The 20,896-nt window shown below is 70.6% G+C and carries 18 protein-coding genes; all 18 read right to left on the reverse strand.

Annotation, left to right across the window (positions count from 1 at the left end; genetic code table 11):
* Positions 1-3: 3 nt before the first annotated feature.
* The 18 genes from pseB to ACILR4_RS01560 all read right to left on the reverse strand — a co-directional run bounded on the left by pseB (position 4) and on the right by ACILR4_RS01560 (position 20,689).
* Positions 4-1,014 carry a UDP-N-acetylglucosamine 4,6-dehydratase (inverting) gene (gene pseB / locus ACILR4_RS01475; protein ID WP_395699041.1) on the reverse strand — a complete coding sequence of 337 codons (1,011 nt, stop codon included), beginning with the start codon at positions 1,012-1,014 and terminating at the stop codon, positions 4-6.
* 18 nt (positions 1,015-1,032) lie between these two features.
* Complete coding sequence (locus ACILR4_RS01480) at positions 1,033-2,754, reverse strand: hypothetical protein (protein WP_395699042.1); 1,722 nt, start codon at positions 2,752-2,754, stop codon at positions 1,033-1,035.
* A gap of 153 nt (positions 2,755-2,907) precedes the next feature.
* A complete protein-coding gene (locus ACILR4_RS01485) occupies positions 2,908-4,278 on the reverse strand; it encodes a TolC family protein (protein WP_395699043.1) in 1,371 nt (456 codons plus the stop codon).
* 127 nt (positions 4,279-4,405) lie between these two features.
* A complete protein-coding gene (locus tag ACILR4_RS01490; RefSeq protein ID WP_395699044.1) occupies positions 4,406-4,882 on the reverse strand; it encodes a tetratricopeptide repeat protein in 477 nt (158 codons plus the stop codon).
* Between the two features lie 118 nt (positions 4,883-5,000).
* On the reverse strand, positions 5,001-5,744 hold the full coding sequence (locus ACILR4_RS01495; protein WP_395699045.1) for an anti-sigma factor domain-containing protein: 744 nt from the start codon (positions 5,742-5,744) through the stop codon (positions 5,001-5,003).
* Between the two features lie 10 nt (positions 5,745-5,754).
* Entirely contained in the window at positions 5,755-6,348 is a 594-nt protein-coding gene (locus tag ACILR4_RS01500; protein WP_395699046.1) for a sigma-70 family RNA polymerase sigma factor, read from the reverse strand.
* An 82-nt stretch (positions 6,349-6,430) separates the two neighbouring features.
* On the reverse strand, positions 6,431-7,330 hold the full coding sequence (locus ACILR4_RS01505) for a Tim44 domain-containing protein (protein ID WP_395699047.1): 900 nt from the start codon (positions 7,328-7,330) through the stop codon (positions 6,431-6,433).
* A gap of 110 nt (positions 7,331-7,440) precedes the next feature.
* A complete protein-coding gene (locus ACILR4_RS01510; protein ID WP_395699048.1) occupies positions 7,441-9,324 on the reverse strand; it encodes a putative bifunctional diguanylate cyclase/phosphodiesterase in 1,884 nt (627 codons plus the stop codon).
* Positions 9,325-9,351: 27 nt separating this feature from the next.
* Positions 9,352-10,599: an HlyD family efflux transporter periplasmic adaptor subunit gene (locus tag ACILR4_RS01515; RefSeq protein ID WP_395699049.1), complete on the reverse strand. Its 1,248-nt coding sequence runs from the start codon at positions 10,597-10,599 to the stop codon at positions 9,352-9,354.
* Complete coding sequence (locus ACILR4_RS01520; RefSeq protein ID WP_395699050.1) at positions 10,596-12,893, reverse strand: type I secretion system permease/ATPase; 2,298 nt, start codon at positions 12,891-12,893, stop codon at positions 10,596-10,598. Before ACILR4_RS01520 ends, ACILR4_RS01515 begins: the two co-directional genes overlap by 4 nt.
* A 2-nt stretch (positions 12,894-12,895) precedes the next feature.
* Entirely contained in the window at positions 12,896-14,698 is a 1,803-nt protein-coding gene (locus ACILR4_RS01525) for a tetratricopeptide repeat protein (RefSeq protein ID WP_395699051.1), read from the reverse strand.
* 120 nt (positions 14,699-14,818) lie between these two features.
* Positions 14,819-15,457, reverse strand: coding sequence for a DsbA family oxidoreductase (locus ACILR4_RS01530; protein ID WP_395699052.1), 639 nt, complete (start codon positions 15,455-15,457; stop codon positions 14,819-14,821).
* A gap of 115 nt (positions 15,458-15,572) precedes the next feature.
* Entirely contained in the window at positions 15,573-16,205 is a 633-nt protein-coding gene (locus ACILR4_RS01535; RefSeq protein ID WP_395699053.1) for a protein phosphatase CheZ, read from the reverse strand.
* 33 nt (positions 16,206-16,238) lie between these two features.
* On the reverse strand, positions 16,239-16,637 hold the full coding sequence (cheY, locus tag ACILR4_RS01540; RefSeq protein WP_395699054.1) for a chemotaxis response regulator CheY: 399 nt from the start codon (positions 16,635-16,637) through the stop codon (positions 16,239-16,241).
* A gap of 61 nt (positions 16,638-16,698) precedes the next feature.
* On the reverse strand, positions 16,699-17,670 hold the full coding sequence (motB, locus tag ACILR4_RS01545) for a flagellar motor protein MotB (RefSeq protein ID WP_395699055.1): 972 nt from the start codon (positions 17,668-17,670) through the stop codon (positions 16,699-16,701).
* Between the two features lie 15 nt (positions 17,671-17,685).
* On the reverse strand, positions 17,686-18,546 hold the full coding sequence (gene motA, locus ACILR4_RS01550) for a flagellar motor stator protein MotA (protein WP_395699056.1): 861 nt from the start codon (positions 18,544-18,546) through the stop codon (positions 17,686-17,688).
* Positions 18,547-18,608: 62 nt separating this feature from the next.
* Positions 18,609-19,394, reverse strand: a complete 786-nt coding sequence (locus ACILR4_RS01555) for a class I SAM-dependent methyltransferase (protein WP_395699057.1) — start codon at positions 19,392-19,394, stop codon at positions 18,609-18,611.
* Positions 19,395-19,477: 83 nt separating this feature from the next.
* On the reverse strand, positions 19,478-20,689 hold the full coding sequence (locus tag ACILR4_RS01560; RefSeq protein ID WP_395699058.1) for an HD-GYP domain-containing protein: 1,212 nt from the start codon (positions 20,687-20,689) through the stop codon (positions 19,478-19,480).
* Positions 20,690-20,896: the final 207 nt, after the last annotated feature.

Genomic DNA, 20,896 nt, shown 5'->3' on the forward strand with positions numbered 1-20,896 from the left:
AGGTCAATGCTGGCGCGCGCCGCCCACTTCCGAGGAGATCATCTCGCGCAGCTGCGGCACCGACAGGAAGTCGGTGTTGCTGCCGCTGTCGTAGCTGAAGCCGGGCTTGACGCGGGTGGCGCCGGTACGGGCGCAGTAGTCGTCCACCGAGTACTGGCCGCCCGAGGGCAGGATGGCGTAGTAGCCGCCCAGGTCCACGGTGTTGGGGCTGTCGCTGGCGGTGATCATTTCCTCGTGGATCTTTTCACCGGGGCGGATGCCGACGATCTTCTGCTCGGCTTCCGGCGCCACCGCGCTGGCCACGTCGGTGATGCGGTAGGACGGGATCTTGGGCACCAGGATCTCGCCGCCCCAGGCATGCTCGATCGACCACAGCACCATGTCCACGCCTTCCTGCAGCGAGATGTTGAAGCGCGTCATGTTCGGGTCGGTGATCGGCAGCACGCCGCTGGCACGCTTGTCGACGAAGAACGGGATCACCGAGCCGCGGCTGCCCATCACGTTGCCGTAGCGCACCACCGAGAAGCGCAGGTCGCGGCTGCCCTTGATGTTGTTGGCGGCGACGAACAGCTTGTCCGAGCACAGCTTGGTGGCGCCGTACAGGTTGATCGGCGCGGCGGCCTTGTCGGTGGACAGCGCGACGACGCGCCGGACCTGCGTGTCCATGCAGGCCTCGATCAGGTTCTGCGCGCCCAGCACGTTGGTCTTGATGCACTCGAAGGGGTTGTACTCGGCGGCCGGCACCTGCTTCAGCGCGGCGGCGTGCACGACGATGTCGACGTTCTCCAGCGCGCGCGTCAGGCGGGCCTGGTCGCGGATGTCGCCGATGAAGAAGCGCAGCTGCGGGTACTTGCTGGCGGGCAGCTGCTGCGCCATCTCGAACTGCTTGAGCTCGTCGCGCGAGTAGATGACCAGGCGCTTGACGTCCGGGTAACGCGCCAGCACCGTGTGCACGAAAGCCTTGCCGAACGAGCCGGTGCCGCCGGTGATCAGGATGGACTTGTTGTTCAGCATGGCTGCATGCTCCTTGCGTCAGACGGGTGAGGTGGGAGAAGAGGGAAAGAAGGTGTCGTGCGCATCGGCACGGCGTTGCGCGTAGCGCGCGGCCTGCAGCTGCTGCAGGCGGGTGTATTCGGCGGGCTGCTCGAACAGCTGCTGCACCAGCTGCAGCGCCTGGGCTATGTGCAGCGAGCGCACCAGCCGCTCCTGCAGGAACGGCGCCTGCGGGGCCAGCTGGGTCGGCCAGTCTTCCTCGCTGACATGCACGACCAGGCTCGCCGCATCGAGGAAGTTGATGCTGCCGGTGGTGAGTTCGCCCCAGGCGATGCAGAGATCGGTGTCGCGCGCGATGTCGTCGATCGACGGCTGCGTGGTACGCAGGAAGTAGTCCGCCGGCGCGCCCAGGGCGCCCGAGACGACGTTGATCGCCGGCGTGCTGGGCTTGAGCCGCACCGCCAGCTCGGCGCCATGCCGCGCGCACAGCGCCTGCAGGCCGCGGAACAGCGCGCGCAGGCCGAACAGGTCGATCTGGTACTGGCCGTCGCTGTACATCGTGTTGACCAGGATGGTCAGCCGCTTCAGCGCGGGCCGGTGCTGCGCCGGCTGCGTGGCGCGGAAGCGCACCGCGCGCGTCGGCACGGCCTGGCCCAGCAGCGTGGCCACGCGGGTGCCATAACCGTCACGTTCGATGGCCGTCACGCGGTGGGCATGCGGCAGCGCGGCATTGGTGTAGCCCGAGTGCGGGAACACGGTGATCTCGCTGCCCAGCGCATCGGCCAGCGAGAACAGCGGGCCCAGGTGGCCGTTGTCGTGGTCGGCGATCACCAGGTGCGGCCGCTGGCCGGCCAGCGCACGTTTCAGGCCCAGGAAGTTCAGGGCCTGCAGGTAGCTGCGGCGCGCCAGCACGTCGGCCTGCGCCTCGAGCGTGCGGCGCGAAGGGATCAGGTCGGCCAGCTGCTCGGTGAACACGCGGCGCGCGGCCTCGCGGTACAGCACGCAGCTGGGGTCGATCTGCTCGGGCTTCAGCGTGGCGATGTCCTTCAGCAGCATCGCGCCGCGGCGCACCGGCACATCGCAATAGATGCTGGGCAGGTCGAGGTTGCTCGCGAAGGCTTCGCTGATGGCCTGCGTGAAGGCCTTGACGTCGTAGAAGCAGCTGCCCAGGTGCGTGAGCGCCGGCACGGGCCCCCGCGCGGCAATGGCCGCGATGGCGTCGAAGTCGAAGCAGGCGGTCAGCTGCAGCGGGTTCCAGAAGCGGCCGGCCGGGTAGCGGTCGACGAAGCTCCAGCGCTGGGCGTCGGCGCCGTAGATCTCGGCCTGCACCGCGGAATCGAAGTTGAACAGCAGCAGGTTGTCCGGCCGCAGCAGGCCCAGGCGCTTCTCGGGGAAGTCGCGCTCGACCACCGGGCGCAGCGCCTGCGCGGTGAGCATCACGTGCAGCGGCTGGAACAGCACGCCGCGGTCCCAGCCGATGAAGCTGCCGGGGCCCCACAGGTGCTCGCGCTCGCGCGTCAGCAGCAGGTCGATGGTGGTGGCCCGCGCCACCGTCTCGGTGTAGACGCGCGCCGGCATGTCGCGGCCCGTATCCAGGCGCCGCAGCTCGTAGTTCGTGAAGCCGGCCTGCAGCACCGTCTCCAGGATGCCAGGGTCGGTGCACAGCAGCGGCAGCCCGGCGAAGCGCTCGCGGTTCGCCTCCAGGTGCGCCACGTCGCTGCGCTGCAGGACCAGCAGCGCGTCCACCGCGGCGGGGCTCATGCCGACCTCCGGCAGGGATGCGAATCAGGGCGAACGGGCATGGGCTCGGAGCGTGCAATCACTGGGCTCCAGTAGACCCCGCCGGGGTCCGGCGCAATCGGCGGAAAGCCGGCGCTTTTCGGCCTCAATTTCCCGCTGGCGGTGCCGAGCGGCTCAGCGCAGGTAGTCGAGCAGGCCCGGGCCGAGCGACTGCAGCGTCGCGGCCAGTTGCTGGCCGTCGTGCAGCGCATTGACCTGCGCGATGCGCAGGCTGAAGTGGTCGCTTTCGGCGGCCATCACGTCGAACAGCGAGCGGCGGCCGAGCTGCTGCCACTGCTGCAGCGTGAAGCCGCGCAGGCGTTCGCTGTCGCGCAGGATGGCCTCGGTCTGGCGCGCGCGGTCGAAGGCCGAGCTGGCCTGGTCGTACAGGTCGGTGATGCGGGACCTGCGCGCTTCCAGCGCATCGTCGCGCTGCAGCAGCGCGGCCTGCGCGCGCTTGCGGGCGGCCTCGGCAGCGGCATCGGTGCCGGGGTTCAGCAGCGGAATGTTCAGGTTCAGCCCGACGCTCAGGCCGGTGCTGCGGCTGCCGGGGATGTTGCCGCCGTAGTTGTTGGCCTGGGTGAGCCCGGCACTCCAGCTCAGCTGCGGCTTGTTGCCGGCGGCGATGGACTCCGTCAGCGCCTCGGCCGCGCGGGCCTGCACCTCGAGCTGGGTGACCTCGGCCGAGTGCTCGGCGGCGGCCAGCAAGGTGTTCATCGACGGCAGCTGCAGCAAGGCGCCGCTCAAGACGCCGGGTCCGAGGGACTGCTCGCCGACGAAGCGCTGCAGCCGCAGCGCCGCCTGGCGCACCGTGGCATCGGTCTGCGATTGCGTGAGCTCCACCTGCAGCAGGGTCTTGCGCGCCTGCACCAGCTCGCTCAGGCGGCCGCGGTCGGCGGCCACCACCTGCTCCAGCGCCTCGACCAGGCAGGCCGCACTCTGGCGGTACTCGGCATACACCTGGGCCTGCTGGCGGTAGCGGCTCAACTCGAAGGCGGCGGACACCGCGCTCAGCGCCAGCTGCTCGCGCTGGCTAAGATGGCTCAGGCGCAGGGCCTCGCCCTGCAGGCGACGCACGTCGATCAGGCGGTCGGTGCGGCCGCCGTCGTAGAGCAGCTGGCTCACCGTGAGCCCGGCGCGCAGCTGGTTGGCGCTGCTTTCGGTGACGCCGGCGCCATGAATCGCCGCCGGCCCGGTGGTGACGGACAGCGAGGCCTGCGGGCGCTTCGCGGCCTCGCCCTCGCGCACATCGTCGAGCCCGGCATCGGCCAGCAGGCGTGCAGCGGCCACGCCCGGGTTGCGCTCGATGGCGCTGAAGGTCAGCGTGCGCAGCGCCTGGCGTGCGGCCTGGGCATCTGCCGTGGCGGCCACCGGTGTCGCCGGCGCATCGGTGCAGCCCGCCGCCTGCACCAGGCGCCCCGGCCAGGCCACGGCCAGCGCCAGCAGCGCGGCACAGGCGAGGCGACGGCGGGCAACACGGCAGACAGCGAAGGCAGAAGGCAGCACGGCGGACGGGCGGGCACGGGGCCCCGGCGGGACGCAGCCGCCAGTAGATGCCAAGGCCGCCCGGCCCGATCGGCGGAAAAGCCGCGGCAATCCCGCCGCTGTTCGCGCCGGTGGACGTGCGCCGCCCTCAGGGCTGCGCGACGTACTTGTTGCCGTTGGCCTTGAAGCGTGCCACCGCTTCCTTCAGGTCCTTGTATTCCTCGCAGGGCAGGAAGCAGGCCTTGTCCAGCGTGGCCAGGCGGGCCTCGGCCTTCGGCAGGTCGCCCAGCATCAGGTACAGCTCGCCGGAGTATTCGAGCGCGCCGCGGTGCTTGGGGTCGATGCGCAGCGCCTCGTTGTAGTAGCGCTCGGCGGCGGCGTAGTCGGGCGTCTTGGCCTTGCGGTGGCTGTAGCCCATCAGGTTGTTCCAGTCGGCGCTGCCGGTGTCGTTGACCTTCTTCAGCTCGTCGATCGCCGCCACCCAGCGGCCGGCCTTGATCTCGGCGCGGGCCGGGGCCAGCTTGTCGGGCGCGGCGGGCGCGGTGTCGGCGGCGCGGGCGGCGCCGCAGGCGCTGGTGGCGATGATCAGCGCGGCGGCAAGGCGGGCCAGGGGGGCAGCGTTCATGGGGCGGTTCCTCGGGTTGGGGTGGATGGATGGACACCTTGTGCTGGGCGTCCTGCCCGCACTTACGAGACCGGGTGGCGCGGCGGACGCAGCCGCCCGCAGGAAATCCTGCGCCCGGCTACCAGAGCTTGACGCAATGCCCCGACAGCACGAAGGGCGCTGCCGGCGCCTCGCCAGGCAGGGCCGGCGCGGGCTGCAGGCTGACCGCCAGCCGCGCGGTGTTGAAGAACAGCTTTTCGGCGCTGTCGCGCAGCGGCAGCGTGACCGTGATGCCGGCCTTGTCCCCGGCCGGCACCACGCCGATCGGGAACGGCGCGCCGCCGTCCTTCGGCAGGCCCCAGAGCTGCGCGACCTGGCCCGCCGGCACCACCAGCGGCTGCAGCAGCTTGACGTCCAGGCGCCGGCCGTGGCGGCGCGAGCTGGCCAGCACCGCGGGCTTGCCGCCCACGTCCAGCAGCAGGCCGACATAGCTGGCCGGCAGCGCTTCCTGGCGCGTTTCCAGCCCGCCCAGCTGCGGCTGCTGGCGCAGCACCAGCACGCACAGCAGCGCACCGGCCAGCGCCCCGGCCCAGAGCTGGCCGCCGCCGAACAGCGCCTGCCACCACGGCTTGCGGGCGGCCGGTGCCGGCGCCTCGTGGAACAGGCGCTGCTGCAGGCCCTGCCAGACCTCGGCCCGCGGCGCCAGCGGCGGCACCGGCGCAGCCAGGTGTGCCAGCCGGCCCTGCCAGTGCGCCACGGCCTGCTGCGCGGCCAGCTGTTCGCGCAACAGGTGATCGAAGCGGCGCCGCGCGCCACCGACCATGGTGCCCAGCGCGTAGTCGCGCGCCAGCGCGTCCAGCCGTTCGGGCAGCAGCAGGTTCATGCGCCGGCCCTCATGCGGCGGTGACCCCGGCCGTCTCGAGGCAGCTCTTGAGCTTGTCGACGCCGCGCCGCACCCAGGCCTTCACGGTGCCCAGCGGGGCGTTCAGGATCTCGGCGATCTCGGTGTGCACCAGGCCGCGGTAATAGGCCAGCGCAATGGCCTGCCGCTGCGCCGCGGCCAGGCCGGCCATGCAGGCATCGATGCGCACGCGCATCAGGCTGTCTTCCAGCAGCTGCTGCGGCTGGCGCGCGTCCTCGTCGGGCAGCTGCATCGCCTCGTCGTCCAGTTCGACGGTGGCCGCGCGTTCGCTCTTGCCGCTGCGCAGCTTGTCGATCGCCTTGTTGCGCACGATGTTGATCAGCCAGGTCATCGGCGTGGCCAGCGCCGGGTTGAAGCCCGCGGCGCCATGCCAGACGTTGATGAAGGCTTCCTGCAGCACGTCCTCGGCGCGGTCGCGCCGGTTCAGGATGCCGTAGGCCAGGCCCAGCAGGTGGTCGCAGGTCAGGCGGTACACCTGCTCGAAGGCGCCGCGGTCGCGCAGCGCCACGCGCGCCAGCAGGCGCGAGAGCTCGGCATTCGATCGTTCGGGCAGCGCGGGGGACATGGGGGGCGAGGGTAACGCAGCGCGTCGCTGCGACCTACCCCCACCTACGTCGCCGCGGCCGGGACGGACGCCTTTCGCCGGCTCAGGCCGTCTGCGCGATGCCGGCCAGCGCCCAGGCACCGCTGCCGTCGGCCGGGCGCACGAAGTGCCAGACCTCGTCGAAGGGCTGCGCGGCACTGTCCTGCGCCTCGACGATCAGGCCGTGGAAGCGGACGCTGACGACCTGCTGGCCGCCCTCTTCCGCCGTGTCGACGACCTGCGCGTCCAGCTTCATCACGGCGGTCTGCTGCGCGGCCCCGCCGCGTTGCATCAGCTCGCGCTGGAACTGCTCGGCCATCTCGGGCGTGGCGTAGCGGCGCAGCTCGGCCAGGTTGCCGGCATCGTTGGCGGCCTGCAGGCGGGTGAAGAGCTGCTTGGCGATCTGCTCGAAGCCGGCGGCATCGAAGCCGGCCAGGGCCGGCGCCGCGGGTGCAGGCGGAGCCGGCGTGCCCGGCCAGCCGCCGAACGCCGGCGGCGGCGCGCCCGCGCCGGCGTACTGCAGCCGGTTGCCGGGCGCCGGCACGCCATGGCCATGGCGCGCGAAACGGCGCATCAGCCACAGGCCCACGAACACCACCAGGCCGGCCACCAGCACCATCGTCAGCAGGCCGGCCACCTCGGCGCCCAGGCCGAAGTGGCTGAGCAGCGCGGCCAGCCCGATGCCGGCAGCCAGCCCCGCCAGCGGGCCCATCCACGAGCGCCTGGGCGCCGCGGCCGCCGGCTGGGCGCCCGGGCCGGATTGCGCGGCCTGCTGCGGCGCATTCGGCTGCGCGGGGTTCTGCTGCTGCGGGGGCGCCTGCACCGGCGACTGCTGGCGCGGCGTCGTGCGCTTGATGCCCGAGCTGGTGCCACCCCCCAGGCGCTTGGCTTCCACGTCGACCGGGCCCAGGCCCAGCCCCAAGCCCAACACCGCCACCAGGGCGGCCACCAGAAGGCGTTTCATCTCGACACTCGCTTGCATCGGCCGGAACCCCCGGCCTCTGCCGCGCAGTGTGCGGCCAGCGGGCCCGATTTCAATGCCGCAGGCCCTGCTGGCGTCATCGAGATTCGCGATCAGACCAGGCTGGCCTGGCGCTCGCGCACGAAGGCCTCGAAGCGATCGGCTGGCAGCGCCGGCGCCCAGTGGTAGCCCTGGCCCAACGGGCAGCCGAGTGCCTGCAGGCGCGCCAGCGTGGCGGCGTCTTCCACGCCTTCGGCGATGACGCCCAGGCGCAGCGCCTGGGCCATCTGCAGGATGGCGCGCACGATCGCGTCGTCCTCGGCGTTCTGCGTCAGGCGGCGGATGAACGACTGGTCGATCTTCAGCCGCTCGACCTCGAAGCGCTTGAGGTACGCGAGGTTCGAGTAGCCGGTGCCGAAGTCGTCGATCGAGAAGGCAATGCCCATCGCGCGCAGCCGCGCCAGCATCGCGCGCAGGGTCTCGGTCTCCTCGATCAGCATGGTCTCGGTGAGCTCGAGCTCCAGCAGCTGCGGCGGCAGGCCGGCATCGAACAGCGCGCGGTGCACCGCGGCTTCGAGGTCGCCGCGCCGCGCCTGCACCGGCGAGAGGTTGACCGAGATCACCAGTTCGCCCAGGCCGGCCTCGCGCCAGCCGGCCGCGGTGCGGCAGGCTTCGCGCAGCACCCAGTTGCCGAGCTCGACGATCTGGCCCGAATGCTCGGCCACCGGGATGAACTGCGCCGGCGAAATCGGCCCGCGTTCGGGATGGCGCCAGCGCAGCAGCGCCTCGGCGCCGATGACGCGGCCGCTGCCCAGCTCGACCTGCGGCTGGTAGTGCAGCTCGAACTCGCCGCGCTGCAGGCCCTGTCGGATCCAGTCGACCATCTGCAGGTGCTCGGCGACGCTGGCGTTCATCTGCGCATCGAAGAAGCGGAAGGCGTTGCGGCCGGCGCTCTTGGCGCGGTACATCGCGATGTCGGCCTTCTTCATCAGGCTGTCGAAGTCGTTGCCGTCGTCGGGGTAAAGCGCAATGCCGATCGAAGCGCCGCCATGCACCTCGAGGCCCTGCAGCGGCAGCGGCTCGGCCACCGCCTCGAGCAGGCGCCTGGCCAGCGCGGCCACGTGGTCCGCGTCCTGCGCGTCGACCTGCAGCGCGAGGAATTCGTCGCCGCCCAGGCGGCTCAAGGCATCGCTGCCACGCAGCAGCGGCGCCAGGCGCGCGGCCATCGCGCGCAGCAGCTGGTCGCCGGCCGGGTGGCCCAGCGAGTCGTTGACGTTCTTGAAGTGGTCGAGGTCCAGGTACAGCAACGCCACCTTGCCGCCCTGTCGCGCGGCCAGCGAAGCGGCCTGCACGAAGCGGTCGCGCGCGGCCAGGCGGTTGGGCAGCCCGGTCAGCGTGTCGTGGCTGGCCAGGTACTCGATGCGGCGCTGCTGCTCGCGCACCGCGGCGTTCTCGTACGCCAGGCGCTTCAGGGCGCGGCCGAGGTCGTTGGCCATCAGGCCGATGCTCAGCGAGGACGCCACCAGGATCACGCAGACGTCCATCACCTCGGGCATCGTCAGCGGCCGGGTGGTGTTGTCGCGCCAGCCCAGCACGGTGGCCAGGCCCACGCCGACACACACCACCAGGCAGGTTGCGAGCAGCGCGATGAACAGGCGCCGGTTGCCCAGCAACGCGGTGAACACCAGGATGCCGGGATACCCCAGCAGCGCCACGTCGCGCAGCCCGGCGCCACGCACCATGAAGTAGCTCAGCATGCCGGTCAGCGCGCCCAGCATCACGGTGGCCGCGGCATCGGCGCGGCCCTGCTGCAGCAGCCAGCGGGCCACGCCCAGCAGGCCCAGCGTGCCCACCATCACCCAGAACACGATGCCATGGCTGCCCGAGGCCAGCCGGTACAGCGCGGCCATGCCCAACGCCACGCCGGCCACCAGCAGCACCTGGTGCATGCGGCGGAAGCGGTGGTCGGGATCGAGCAGCAGCGAAGCGTCGGGCATGGCGCGGGGATGAAGAACGCGCAGCGTTCAGCGTTCCTGGAAGACTTGCTGCGCCTTCGTCATCGGCTGCATCAGGTAGCTCAGCACCGAGCGCTCGCCGACGTTGATCTCGCCGGTGCCGGTCATGCCCGGCAGCACCGGCAGCGGCTTGCTGCCGACCTTCAGGCTCGAGCGGTCGGCCTGCACCATCACGCGGTAGTAGGTGGCATCGGCCGCGCCCGGCGTGGCCTGGCGTTCGGTGTCGCCCAGCACATCGGGGCTGATGGTGGTGACCTGGCCCTTGAGCCGGCCATACACCGCAAAGTCGTAGGAGCTGAGCTTGACCTCGGCCTTCTGGCCCAGCTGGATGAAGCCGATGTCACCGGGCTTGACCCGCAGCTCGACCAGCACGCGTTCGCCGATGGGCACCACCTCCATCACCGACGAGCCAGCCGAGACCACGCCGCCGATCGTGTTGGCACGGATCACCTTGACCAGGCCGTTGACCGGCGAGCGCAGCACGGTGCGCTTGACCGCGTCGTCGCGCACCACCATCTGCTCGCCCAGCTGCGCCAGCTCGGTCTGCAGCCGCACGAGTTCGGCGCTGGCCTCCTGGCGGAAGCGGTTGACGCGCTCTTCCATCGCCGCGTTCAGGTCGTTGACCTGGCGCCGCACGCGCATCACCTCCACCTCGCTCATCAGGCCCTTGGCCGACATGGTCTCGGCCACCTGCAGTTCCTTTTCCAGCAGCGCGAGGTTGCGGCGGTTCATCGCCAGCGATTCCTGCAGCCCGCGCTGGCGCGCCTGGTAAGACTCGGTCTCGCCGGCCACCGCCACGCGCGCATTCTTCAACTCGGGCGGGAAGCTCAGGGCACGGCCGGTGGATTCGGCCTGCGCCCGCGCGATCGCCGCACGCAGCGCCAGGCGCTTGGCCTCGCCTTCGTTCTGCTGCGCCTCCAGCCGCGTGGGGTCGAGCAGCGCGAGCTCCTGGCCGGCGTGCACCTGCTGGCCTTCGCGCACCAGCAGCTCGCGCAGGATGCCGCCTTCCAGGCTGGCGATCACCTGCTCGCGGCCTTCGGGGATCACGCGCGCATCGGCGCGGGTGATGATGTCCACGTGCGCCAGGGTCGACCAGCCCACCGCGCAGGCCAGCGCGGCCAGCATCAGGTAGATGGCCCAGTGCGCGGCGCGCATCGGCTCGGCCACGTGCGCGGCGGTCAGCGGGTTGACGTACTTCAGGTCGTCCGGCCGCAGCACCGGCTGCGCGCTGCGGCGTCCGAGGATCGCGGCGATCATGCGGCCACCCCGCCAGTGACGGCCGCGGCGGCCTGCGCCGCCACCTGGGCCGGCGTGGTCGGCACCTGCGGCGACTGCACCGGCGCGGTGTTCGCCGCCACGTCGGGGCCGGCCGGCGCGCGCACGCCGGACAGCGCGGCCAGTACCTGGGCCTTCGGGCCGTCGAGGATGACGCGGCCGTTGTCGACCACGATCACGCGGTTCACCAGCTCCAGCACCGCCGGGCGGTGCGTGACCATGATCAGCGTGCAGTCGCCGCTGGCCTCATGCAGCTGGCGCAGGAAGGCGACTTCGGACTGCGCGTCCATCGAGCTGGTGGGCTCGTCCATCAACAGGATCTTCGGCTGCGTGACCAGGCAGCGTGCCAGCGCCACCAGCTGGCGCTGGCCGCCCGAGAGCAGCGCGCCGGCCTGGCCGACCGGCAGCTCCCAGCCCATCGGGTGGCTGGCCACCAGGCGCTGCAGGCCGGTGAGGCGGGCCACCTCGGCCAGCCGTGCCGGGTCGGCGCTAGGCCGCTCCAGAAGCACGTTATCGCGCAGCGTGCCGTTGAACAGCCGCGGGTCCTGCGCGACGAAGCCGACGCGGGCCCGGTAGTCGGCCGGGTCGAACTGGCGCAGGTCGATGCCGTCGGCCTCCACCTGCCCGGCGGTGGGCTGGTACAGCCCGCCCAGCAGGCGCAGGATGGTCGACTTGCCGCTGCCGATGCGGCCGAGGATGGCCACGCGCTCGCCCGGCGCGAAGCGCAGGCTCACGTTCTTCAGCACCTCGGGCGTCGGCTCGTCCACCGCCAGCGGGTTGGACGGCGGGTACGCGAAGCTCACGTCGTTCAGCCCGATGCGGCCGCTGAACTCGCGCTGCGGAATGTAGGCGCGGCCGACCTCGCGTTCGAGCGGCTGCTCCATCACCTTGTTCAGCGCGCGCAGCGCGGCCATCGCGCCCTGGAAGCGGGTGGCCAGCATCACGACGCTGGTGAGCGGCGCGATCGCGCGGCCGGCGAACATCACCGCGCCGATCAGCATGCCGCCGGTGATGACCTTGTCCTGGATCAGGTGCACGCCCCAGAGCAGCATCACCAGCGTGATGGCCTGCTGCGAGACGCCGGAGAGGTTGATGGTCCAGCTCGACACGCTGCGCGCGCGCAGCGCGGTCTCGGCCGCCGCGGCGGTGGTGGTCTCGTAGCGCTGCACGAAGCGGCCCTGCGCGCCGGCGGCCTTCAGGTCTTCCATGCCGTCGACCACCTCGACCATCACGCCGTGCAGGTCGGCGGTCTGCTGCATGTTGGCGGTCTGCAGCCGGCGCAGGATGCTCTGGATCGCGAACGCGAAGCCCAGGATCAGCGGGATCGCGATCACCAGCACCCAGCCCAGCGGCCCGCCGATCACGAAGGTCATGCCGACGAAGACCAGGATGAACGGCAGGTCGGAAATCGCCGACAGCGTGGCCGACGAGAAGAACTCGCGCACCATCTCGATCTGGCCCAGCACATGGGCATAGGCACCGGAGTTGCCCGGCCGGTTCTCCATGCGCACGCCCAGGCTCTGGCGGAACAGCGTGGCGCCCACCAGCACGTCGGTCTTGCGGCCGGCCATGTCGATCAGGTAGGCGCGCAGCTGGCGCGCGGACAGGTCGAACACCAGCGCCATGCCACCGGCCACGGCCATCGCCCACATCGTGACCATGGCCTGGTTCGGGATCACCTTGTCGTAGACGACCGAGGTGATGATGCCGGTCACCATCATCAGCGCATTGCTGAGCAGCGCGGCCAGCAGCGCCGAGCGGTAGTACGGCAGGAATCGGCGCACGTGGCCCCACAGCCAGTGGCGCGCCGGGTCGGCCAGCAGGCGGGTCTGGTCCGGCGTGTCGGGCTTGGTGAGCTGCGGCGTGGCGACGATCAGCTGGCCGCTGTAGTCGGCGGCCAGCTCGCTGTCGCTCACTTCGCGCGGCAGGTGCAGGCGCCCCGGCAGCACGATCTGGCAGCGGCCGCTGGCGGCGTCGCGGCCGGTCAGCACGCAGGCACCACCGTTGTTCAGCAGCAGCACCGCGGGCAGCAGCAGCGCGGGCAGGTCTTCGAGCCGGCGCTGCAGCAGGCCGGCCGAATAGCCGCCCTCGCGCAGCACGCGCAGCGCCATCGCGGCGTCGATCGGGCCGTTCACCGGCTGGCCGGCCAGCAGCGATTCCACGGTGCGCTCGCGCCCGTGGTGCCGGGTCAGCCAGGCCAGCGCATGGGCCAGCGCGTCGTGGTCCAGGTTCCAGGCCTCGGGGCTCGGCGGCGCGCCGTTCGGTGTCGGGTTCATGGTCAGGCGGCGCGGGCGGCGCGGGCTTGCAGCGCCAGGCGTTCGAATTCGGTCTCGATGTCGCGCACCAGCTGCGGCAGGTCGAACAGCGGCGAGCTGCGGCCCTGCTCGGCGAGGTAGCGCTTGTAAGACGCCGCGCGCGCCGGCTGGCGGCCGATGGCGATGGCCAGCTTGCGATAGTCGGCCAGGTTGTCGGTCACCAGGTCGGGCAGGCCCACCGCGGTGAGCAGGCTGCCGGCCATGCGCGAGATGTAGCTGCGGCCGCTCATCGTCAGGATCGGCGTGCCCATCCACAGCGCGTCGCTGGCGGTGGTGCCGGCGTTGTACGGGAAGGTGTCGAGCACCAGGTCGGCCAGCTGGAAGCGCGCCAGGTACTCGGCCGGCGAGACACGCGGCGCGAAGATCAGCCGCTCGCGGGCGACGCCGGCGGCGTCCGCCTCGCGCAGCATGTTCTCGCGCGCGGTGTCGTTGTCGGCCAGCAGCCACAGCACGCTGGCCGGCACCTCGTGCAGGATCTGCATCCAGGTGCGGAACATCTCCGGCGTGAACTTGAAGTTGTTGTTGAACGAGCAGAAGACGAAGGCATCGTCCGGCAGGCCGTAGGTGCTGCGCACCGGCTTGTCGGCCACGTCGCGCTGGCGGTCGCTGACCTGGTAGCAGTGCGGCAGGTAGATCGGCTTCTCGGTGCAGTACGGCAGCAGCTCGGGCGGCATCACGAAGCGGTCGGCCAGGATCCAGTCCACCCCCGGCAGGGCCGAGGTGCCCGGCAGCCCGAGGTAGCTGACCTGCACCGGCGCGGCGCGGTAGCCCAGGATCGCGGGCCGCGCGCCGCTGGTCAGGCCCTGCAGGTCGACCAGCACGTCGATGCCGGCCTGCGCGATCAGCTTGGCGGCGGTCTCGTCGTCGACACCGGCCAGGCGCACGTGGTGGTCCATCGCCGCCAGCAGGCGCCTGCGCTGCGGCGTCGGCGATTCGGGCGTCCAGCAGAAGGCATAGACCTCGAACCGGCTGCGGTCGTGCAGCTCGAACAGCTCGGGCGTCAGCAGCCCCACCGCGTGGGTGTGCAGGTCGCCGGACAGGTAGCCGACCTTGATGCGGCCGCTGCGCGGCGGCATCAGGCTGTGCAGCGCCACCGCCGGCGGCTTGGGCACCTTTTCGTAACAGAAACGTTGCGCGGCCAGCAGCTGCAGCGCGGGGTCGTCGCTGGCGCTCATCATCGCCAGCAGCGAGGTGCCGGTGAGCAGCTGGTTCGGCGTCACCTCGCCCACCGGCTGGTGCGCAGGCCATTCGCACTGCTTCTGGCGCAGGTGGACGTAGTGCTGGATCACGTCGGCCTGGTTCGGCTGCCATTGCAGGCTCTTGACCAGGCAGGCCTCGGCCTCGGGGTAGCGGCGCAGGGTCTCGAGCAGCCGACCCTGGTTGTTGATGGCATGCACCCGCAGGTCCAGCGTCTCGTTCGAATCGCTGACGCGTCGCCAGTGCGCCAGCGCCTCGTCGTGCGCGCCGCGGCGTTCGAGCACATGGCCCATGTTCAGCAGCGCATGCGCGAAGTCGGGCTGCAGTTCCAGCGCCTCGCGGTAGGCGGCCTCGGCCTCGGCTTCGCGCTGCAGGTTGCTGAGCAAGGTGCCCAGGTTGAACAGCGCCACATGGCGCAGCGGCACCGCGCCGGCCTTGGCCAGCCATTGCTGGTAGGCGGCGGCGGCCGCTTCGGGTTGGCCGGCCTGCTGCAAGGCCGAGGCCTGGCCCATCAGCTCGGTCAGCGTGGGCAGGGAGGTGGCCGGCGGGGGCGAGGTCAGCGTGGGCATGGCGTGGCTTGGCGCAGCTTGTGACAGTGGCAAGCCATGGTAGGAGGCCCCCTCCCACCTTGAAGGGCGCAAAAGCGGCGGGTTGCCGGCCCTGATCCGGCCCGGGCGGGCCGGGCGACGTCAGTCCGGCCGGGCCGCCAGCTGGCGCAACGCCTGCGCGAACACCTCGGGCGGCTGCGCGCCCTGGATCAGGTGGCGGCCGTCGATCACCACCGAAGGCACCGACTGGATGCCGGCCTCGGCCCACTCGCGCTCGGCCGCGCGCACCTCGGCCGCATAGGCATCGCCGGCCAGGATCTCCCGCGCCTGCGTGGCGTCCAGGCCCACCTGCGTGGCCAGGTCCACCAGCACCTCGGCATCGCCAGGGTTGCGGCCCTCGCCGTGGTAGGCCTGCAGCAGGGCCAGCTTCAGCGCATGCTGCTGCCCGCCGCCCTGCAGCCCGGCCCAGTGCAGCAGCCGGTGCGCGTCGAAGGTGTTCCACACGCGGTTGCGCTCGCCGAACTGGAAGCCCACCGCGGCGCCACGCTCGCGGATCGCCACCTGGTTCTGGCGGATCTGCGCTTCGCTGATGCCGTACTTGCGGCCCAGGTAGGCGACGATGCTGTCGCCCTCCGGCCCCATCGTCGGGTTCAGCTCGAAGGGCTGGAAGCGCAGGGTGACGGGCACCTCGGGTCCGAGGGCGGCGAGCGCCTTGTCCAGCGAATGCAGGCCCACCGCACACCAGGGGCAGGCCACGTCGGAGATGAAATCGATCTGCATGGCGCCGATTGTCCCGGCTCGGCCGCAGGCGCTGCCGGCGCGGGGTCTTGCAGCGGGCCCCGAAAGCAAAACGGCGGCCCTGAGGCCGCCGTTCGGTGTGCTGTGCGAGCGGGTGTCAGAACCCCAGGCTGGCCAGCAGGTCGTCCACCTCGCCCTGGTCCGACACCACGTCGGTGCGGCCTTCGGGGTTGACCACCGGGCCCTGCAGGATGCTCGGGTCCACCTTCTCGCGCTGCTCGGGCGGCACCACCTGCACCAGCAGCTTCACCAGGCTGTCTTCGAGGTCGTTGGCCAGCGTCACGACCTTGGCCACCACCTGGCCGGTGAGGTCGTGGAAGTCCTGCGCCATCATGATGTCGGTGAGGTGCGCATCGATCACCTGCGTGCGCGACTCGACATCGTTGACGAAATTCAGCACCGCGCCCGAGGCCACCGCCTTCACCGGGTCGGCCACCAGCGCGTCGGCCAGCTTGCGGGTTTCGGCAGCGATGTGGGCATGCTCGGCCTTGGCCTGGTCCACCGTGTTCAGCACCTTCTCGGCGGCCTGGGCCGTCTTGGTGGCGATGTAGCTCAGGCGGCTGCGCGCGTCGGGCAGGCCGTCGGTGGCGATCTGCAGCTTGGGCATCACGCCCAGCTGCTGCATCGTGTCGTGCAGCAGGCGGGTGATGGTGCCGATCTGCTGGAACACCTCGGGCGAGGCGACGATCGGCTGCGTGGGAACCAACGACGTCAAGTCTTCCATTTTCATGATGTGCTCCTGGGCGTTCGTGGTGCTCGTCGCTCAGGCGGTCGCCGCGAGCTTCTGCATGATCTTCTGCACCTTCTCTTCCAAGGTGGCCTTGGTGAAGGGCTTGACGATGTAGCCGGCTGCGCCGCTCTGCGCCGCCAGCACGATGTCTTCCTTGCGCGCCTCGGCGGTCACCATCAGCACCGGCAGGTGCTTCAGCGACTCGTCGGCCTTGATGGCCTTGAGCAGCTCGAAGCCGTTCATGTTCGGCATGTTGATGTCGCTGACGACGAAGTCGAAGCGCGAGGTCTTGAGCATGCCCAGCGCGACGGCACCGTCTTCGGCCTCGTCCGCGTTGTTGCAGCCCATTTCCTTGAGCAGGCCGCGCACGATGCGACGCATGGTGGAGAAGTCGTCGACGATGAGGAACTTCAGGTCGGAGGGAGTGCTCATGACTGTCCTTCGGATGGGCTTGGCAGGGGCGGTGGTGAGGTGGCAGCGATTGCTGGGGTTCTTATCGGCCGACGATCGGCTGACTTGACACCAACATCGGCTTTTCGGGACGAATCGACGGTTCGGCAGCGGCCGCCGGCGCTTCGGGTTCGGCATCGAGCCGAGGACGGAAGAAGCGGTCTTCCGCATCGCGGTTCATCACGATGATGCTGATGCGGCGGTTCTGCGGATCGAAGGGGTCGTCGGCGACGAACAGCGAGCTCGAGGCCAGCCCCTGCACCCGCAGCACGCGGTTCTCCTCGAGACCGCCGGCCATCAGCTCGCGTCGGGAAGAATTGGCACGGTCGGACGAGAGTTCCCAGTTGCTGTAGCCGCGGTCGTTGGTGCCGAAGGGCTGGGCGTCGGTGTGGCCCTCGATCGTCAGCCGGTTGGGCACCTCGCCCAGCACGCTGCCGATCGCGCGCAGCAGCTCGCGCATGTACGGTTTCACGACCGAGCTGCCGGAGTCGAACATCGGCCGGTTCAGCTCGTCGACGATCTGGATGCGCAGGCCGTCGCGCGTCATGTCCATGCGGATCTGCGCGGCGTACTGCGCCAGCTTCGGGTTGTTGCGCAGCTCGTTCTCGACATGCTCCTTCAGCTCCTCGAGCTTCGAGATCTCGGCCTTGCGCTGCTGTTCCTTCAGCACGTGCAGGTTGATCGTCGAGCGCGTGGCATCGAGGTCGCCGCGCCGCACCTGGCCGGTGGAACGCGAAAGATCCTCGCCGCCGCCCTTGACGACGTGCGAGGAATCGCCCGAGCCCGAGCCGCCGCCCAGCAGCGCCACCTTCAGCGGCGAGGCGAAGTAGTCGGCAATGCCCTTCTTGTCGCCTTCGGTCGTGGAGCCCAGCAGCCACATCAGCAGGAAGAAGGCCATCATGGCCGTGACGAAGTCGGCGTAGGCGATCTTCCACGCGCCGCCATGGGCCGCGTGGCCGCCCTTCTTCACCCGCTTGATGATGATGGGCTGGAGCTTCTTCGAATCGCCGGCCATCGTCTTAGCCCGTTATCACTTCTTGCCCTTGACGTGCGACTCGAGCTCGACGAAGGTCGGGCGGTCGCCCGAGTACAGCACCTTGCGGCCGAACTCGATGGCCACCTGCGGCGCGTAGCCCTGCATGCTGGCCAGCAGCGTGGTCTTGATGCACTGCAGTTCCTTGCCGGCGTCCTCGACCTTCTGCTCGAGCAGGCCGCCCAGCGGCTCGACGAAGCCGTAGGCCAGCAGGATGCCGAGGAAGGTGCCCACCAGTGCCGAGCCGATCATGCCGCCCAGCACCGCCGGCGGCTGGCCGACCGAGCCCATGGTGTTGACCACGCCCAGCACCGCGGCCACGATGCCGAAGGCCGGCAGACCGCCGGCCAGGCGATTGAGCGCGGCCACCGCCGCGTGTTCTTCCTGGTGGTGCGTCTCGATCTCGCTGTCCATCAGGCTTTCGATCTCGTGGGCATTGAGGTTGCCCGAGACCATCATGCGCAGGTAGTCGGTGATGAACTCGACCACATGGTGGTCGCTGCCCACGGTCGGGTACTTCTGGAACACCGCCGAGTTGTGCGGGTCCTCGACGTCCTTCTCGATCGACATCAGGCCTTCCTTGCGGGCCTTCTGCAGGATGTCGAACATCAGCGCCAGCAGCTCCATGTAGCGCGCCTTGCTGAAGCGGCTGCCCTTGAAGCACAGGCCCAGGCCCTTCATCGCGGCCTTCACCACCTTCATCTGGTTGTTCGCCAGGAAGGCGCCGGCCGCGGCACCGAAGATGGTGATCAGCTCGAACGGCAGCGCGTGCAGGATCACGCCGATGTTGCCGCCGTGTGCGATGAACACCCCGAAGATGCACCCCAGGGCCAGGAGCCAACCGATGATGACGAACATGGTGTGTAGCTGGTTGAACGCTGCGCCGTCCCAGCGGGCCGGCGCTTGTCTTTCTGCGTGGGTTATCGGCCGGGGTCGGCGTGGATTGAGCGGAACGGCTTGTTTTCGCCGATTCGGTACAGCCAGATCGGGCGCATGCCCTCGGCGCGCAGCACCGCCTGCGCGCGCGCCCCGGGCACCTCGAAGGCCAGGCTCGCGAGCCAGGCGCCGCGCGGCATCTGCGCCTCGGCCTTGGCCAGTGCGCGGGCCATGCTTTCGGGGCGCTGGAACAGGTAGACCAGGTCATAGCCCGACCAGTCGAGCCGCCACATGTCGCCCTGCCGCACGCGTGCGAAGCGGCAGCGCCAGCCGGCGGCCAGGCGCAGCGGCCAGCTCCATTCGATGCCTTCGACGTGCGCCTCGGGCCACGCGGCATGCAGGGCCTTCAGCCCATGGCCCAGGCCGCAGCCGGCATCGAGCAGGCACGCACCGCGCGGCAGGCGGATGTGCCGCGGCAGTTCGGCCAGGGCGTCGGGCGGTGTCGGGAACAGCGGCGCATCGCGCCACGCGCGCAGCGGGTAGGCCAGCGCGAGCAAGGTCAGCGGCAGCAGCCAGGCCCAGGCCGGCAGGCCGGCGGCCAGGCCACTGGCCAGCGCGGACAGCGGAAAGCCCGCGGCCACGATCAGGCGGCGCCAGCCGGCCTGCGGCGGCCAGGCCCAGGCGGCGCCGGCCAGCATGCCCGCCGGCAGCGCCACCGGCTGCAGCGCCGGGTTGCCGCGCAGCGCGATGAACAGGGCCCAGGCCGAGCCCCAGGCCAGCAGCGCGGGCAGCGGCCAGACCAGGCGTGGCGAGGGCAGGGAAACACTCATTGCTCCAGTGTCGGAGCGACGAGCAACAGGCAATCGACGGAAAAGCGCCGGGAAGCCGGCGCGCGGCGGTGCAGCAGCCGGAGTCAGCGCATCATCATCAGCCGGTCGTGCGGCGGGATGACCTTGACCTTGTCGACGCTGACGGCCGACTTCACCGCGTAGCGCTTGTCCAGCGTGTCGCGCAGCGCGGGCGTGCCCATCGGCGCGCCCGATGCAGCCACCAGCGCGGCCACCAGCGGCAGGTTGGCACGGCGGCCGCGGCCGATCACGATGCCGATCTCGCCATTGGCCAGGGCGACGAAACTGCCCGGCGGGTACAGGCCGACGGCCTTCAGCAGCGCGCCGCCGATCTCGTCGGGCACGCCATCGGCGCCGATGCAGGCTTCACGCGCGGCCTGCACCGGCGTGGAGGGCACGCGCGTGGCGCGGCGGCTCAGCTTCGCGGTGAAGATGTCGACCCGGCGCAGCAGGCGCGCGGCCTGCTGCGGGCCGCTGAGCGCGGACAGCGGCATCGCCTTGCGGCTGTCGTCATGGTGCAGCTGCACGATCTCGAGCCAGGCCAGGTCGGTGACGCCGGCGTTGGCCAGCATCTGCGCCGACTTGGCCGGATGCTGGTCGAGCTCCGCCCGCATCGCCGCGGTCATCGTCGGCGCATGCGCGGCCAGCATGTCCTGCAGCCGGCGGATCGACAGGTTCATCGTCAGCGCGGCACGCTCGAGGCTGCCGATCAGATCGGCGTCCCATTCGAGCAGGCGCGCGGTTTCGCGGGCGACGATGAAGCACAGCAACGCATGGTGGCTGCTGTAGCTTTCGGTGCTGTGGCCGGCGCCGTAGATCAGGTGGTACAGCGAATCGTCGAGCCGGCGTTCGCTGAGGGTGCGCGCCGCGTCGCAGCGGGCCTGCAGGCGCTGCTGCCAGCTGCGATCGGCGCCAGGGTCGCGCAGCAACCCGTCCAGGCCGGCGCACAGCTCGTCCCATTGCTCGCCGAAGCGCAGCGTGAACTGGCGCGCCGCTGCGCGGTCGTCGTCCATTGGCTGCGGCCGTGCATCGGCAATGCGGCCCAGCGGCGCATTGCGCAGCAGCATCGCGTCGATCGCCCCGCCCAGGCGGCGGCGCCAGTCGCTGGACTCGCCCTCGTCGGCATAGAGCTCGGCGGACTGCAGTTCTTCCAGCACGTCGGCCCGGTCGACCCGCGAGCCGGCTGCCAGCAGCAGACGACCGGCAGCGTCGCGCAGCCCGAAGGGCAAGGCTTCGTTGAGTCGCAGGTACTGCTTGGAAAACGGGACGAGGTTCACGGTCTCAAGGTTTCAAGGGTTCACGGCCCTCGGCGGAGGGCCACTGCCGTTTTTATCGGACCGCGATGGCGAAGCTTGAGGAATCCCCCGACGGAAAAGAAAAGGGCGGATTCCGCTCGAGGAACCCGCCCGCAAAAGCACAGGGGATGTGCTAGGAGGAGACAAGCAAACAAGAAGTCATCGCATACAACGCTGTTTTCGGTCATC

This window comes from Aquabacterium sp. (assembly GCF_044226965.1).
Lineage (GTDB): Bacteria > Pseudomonadota > Gammaproteobacteria > Burkholderiales > Burkholderiaceae_C > Pseudaquabacterium.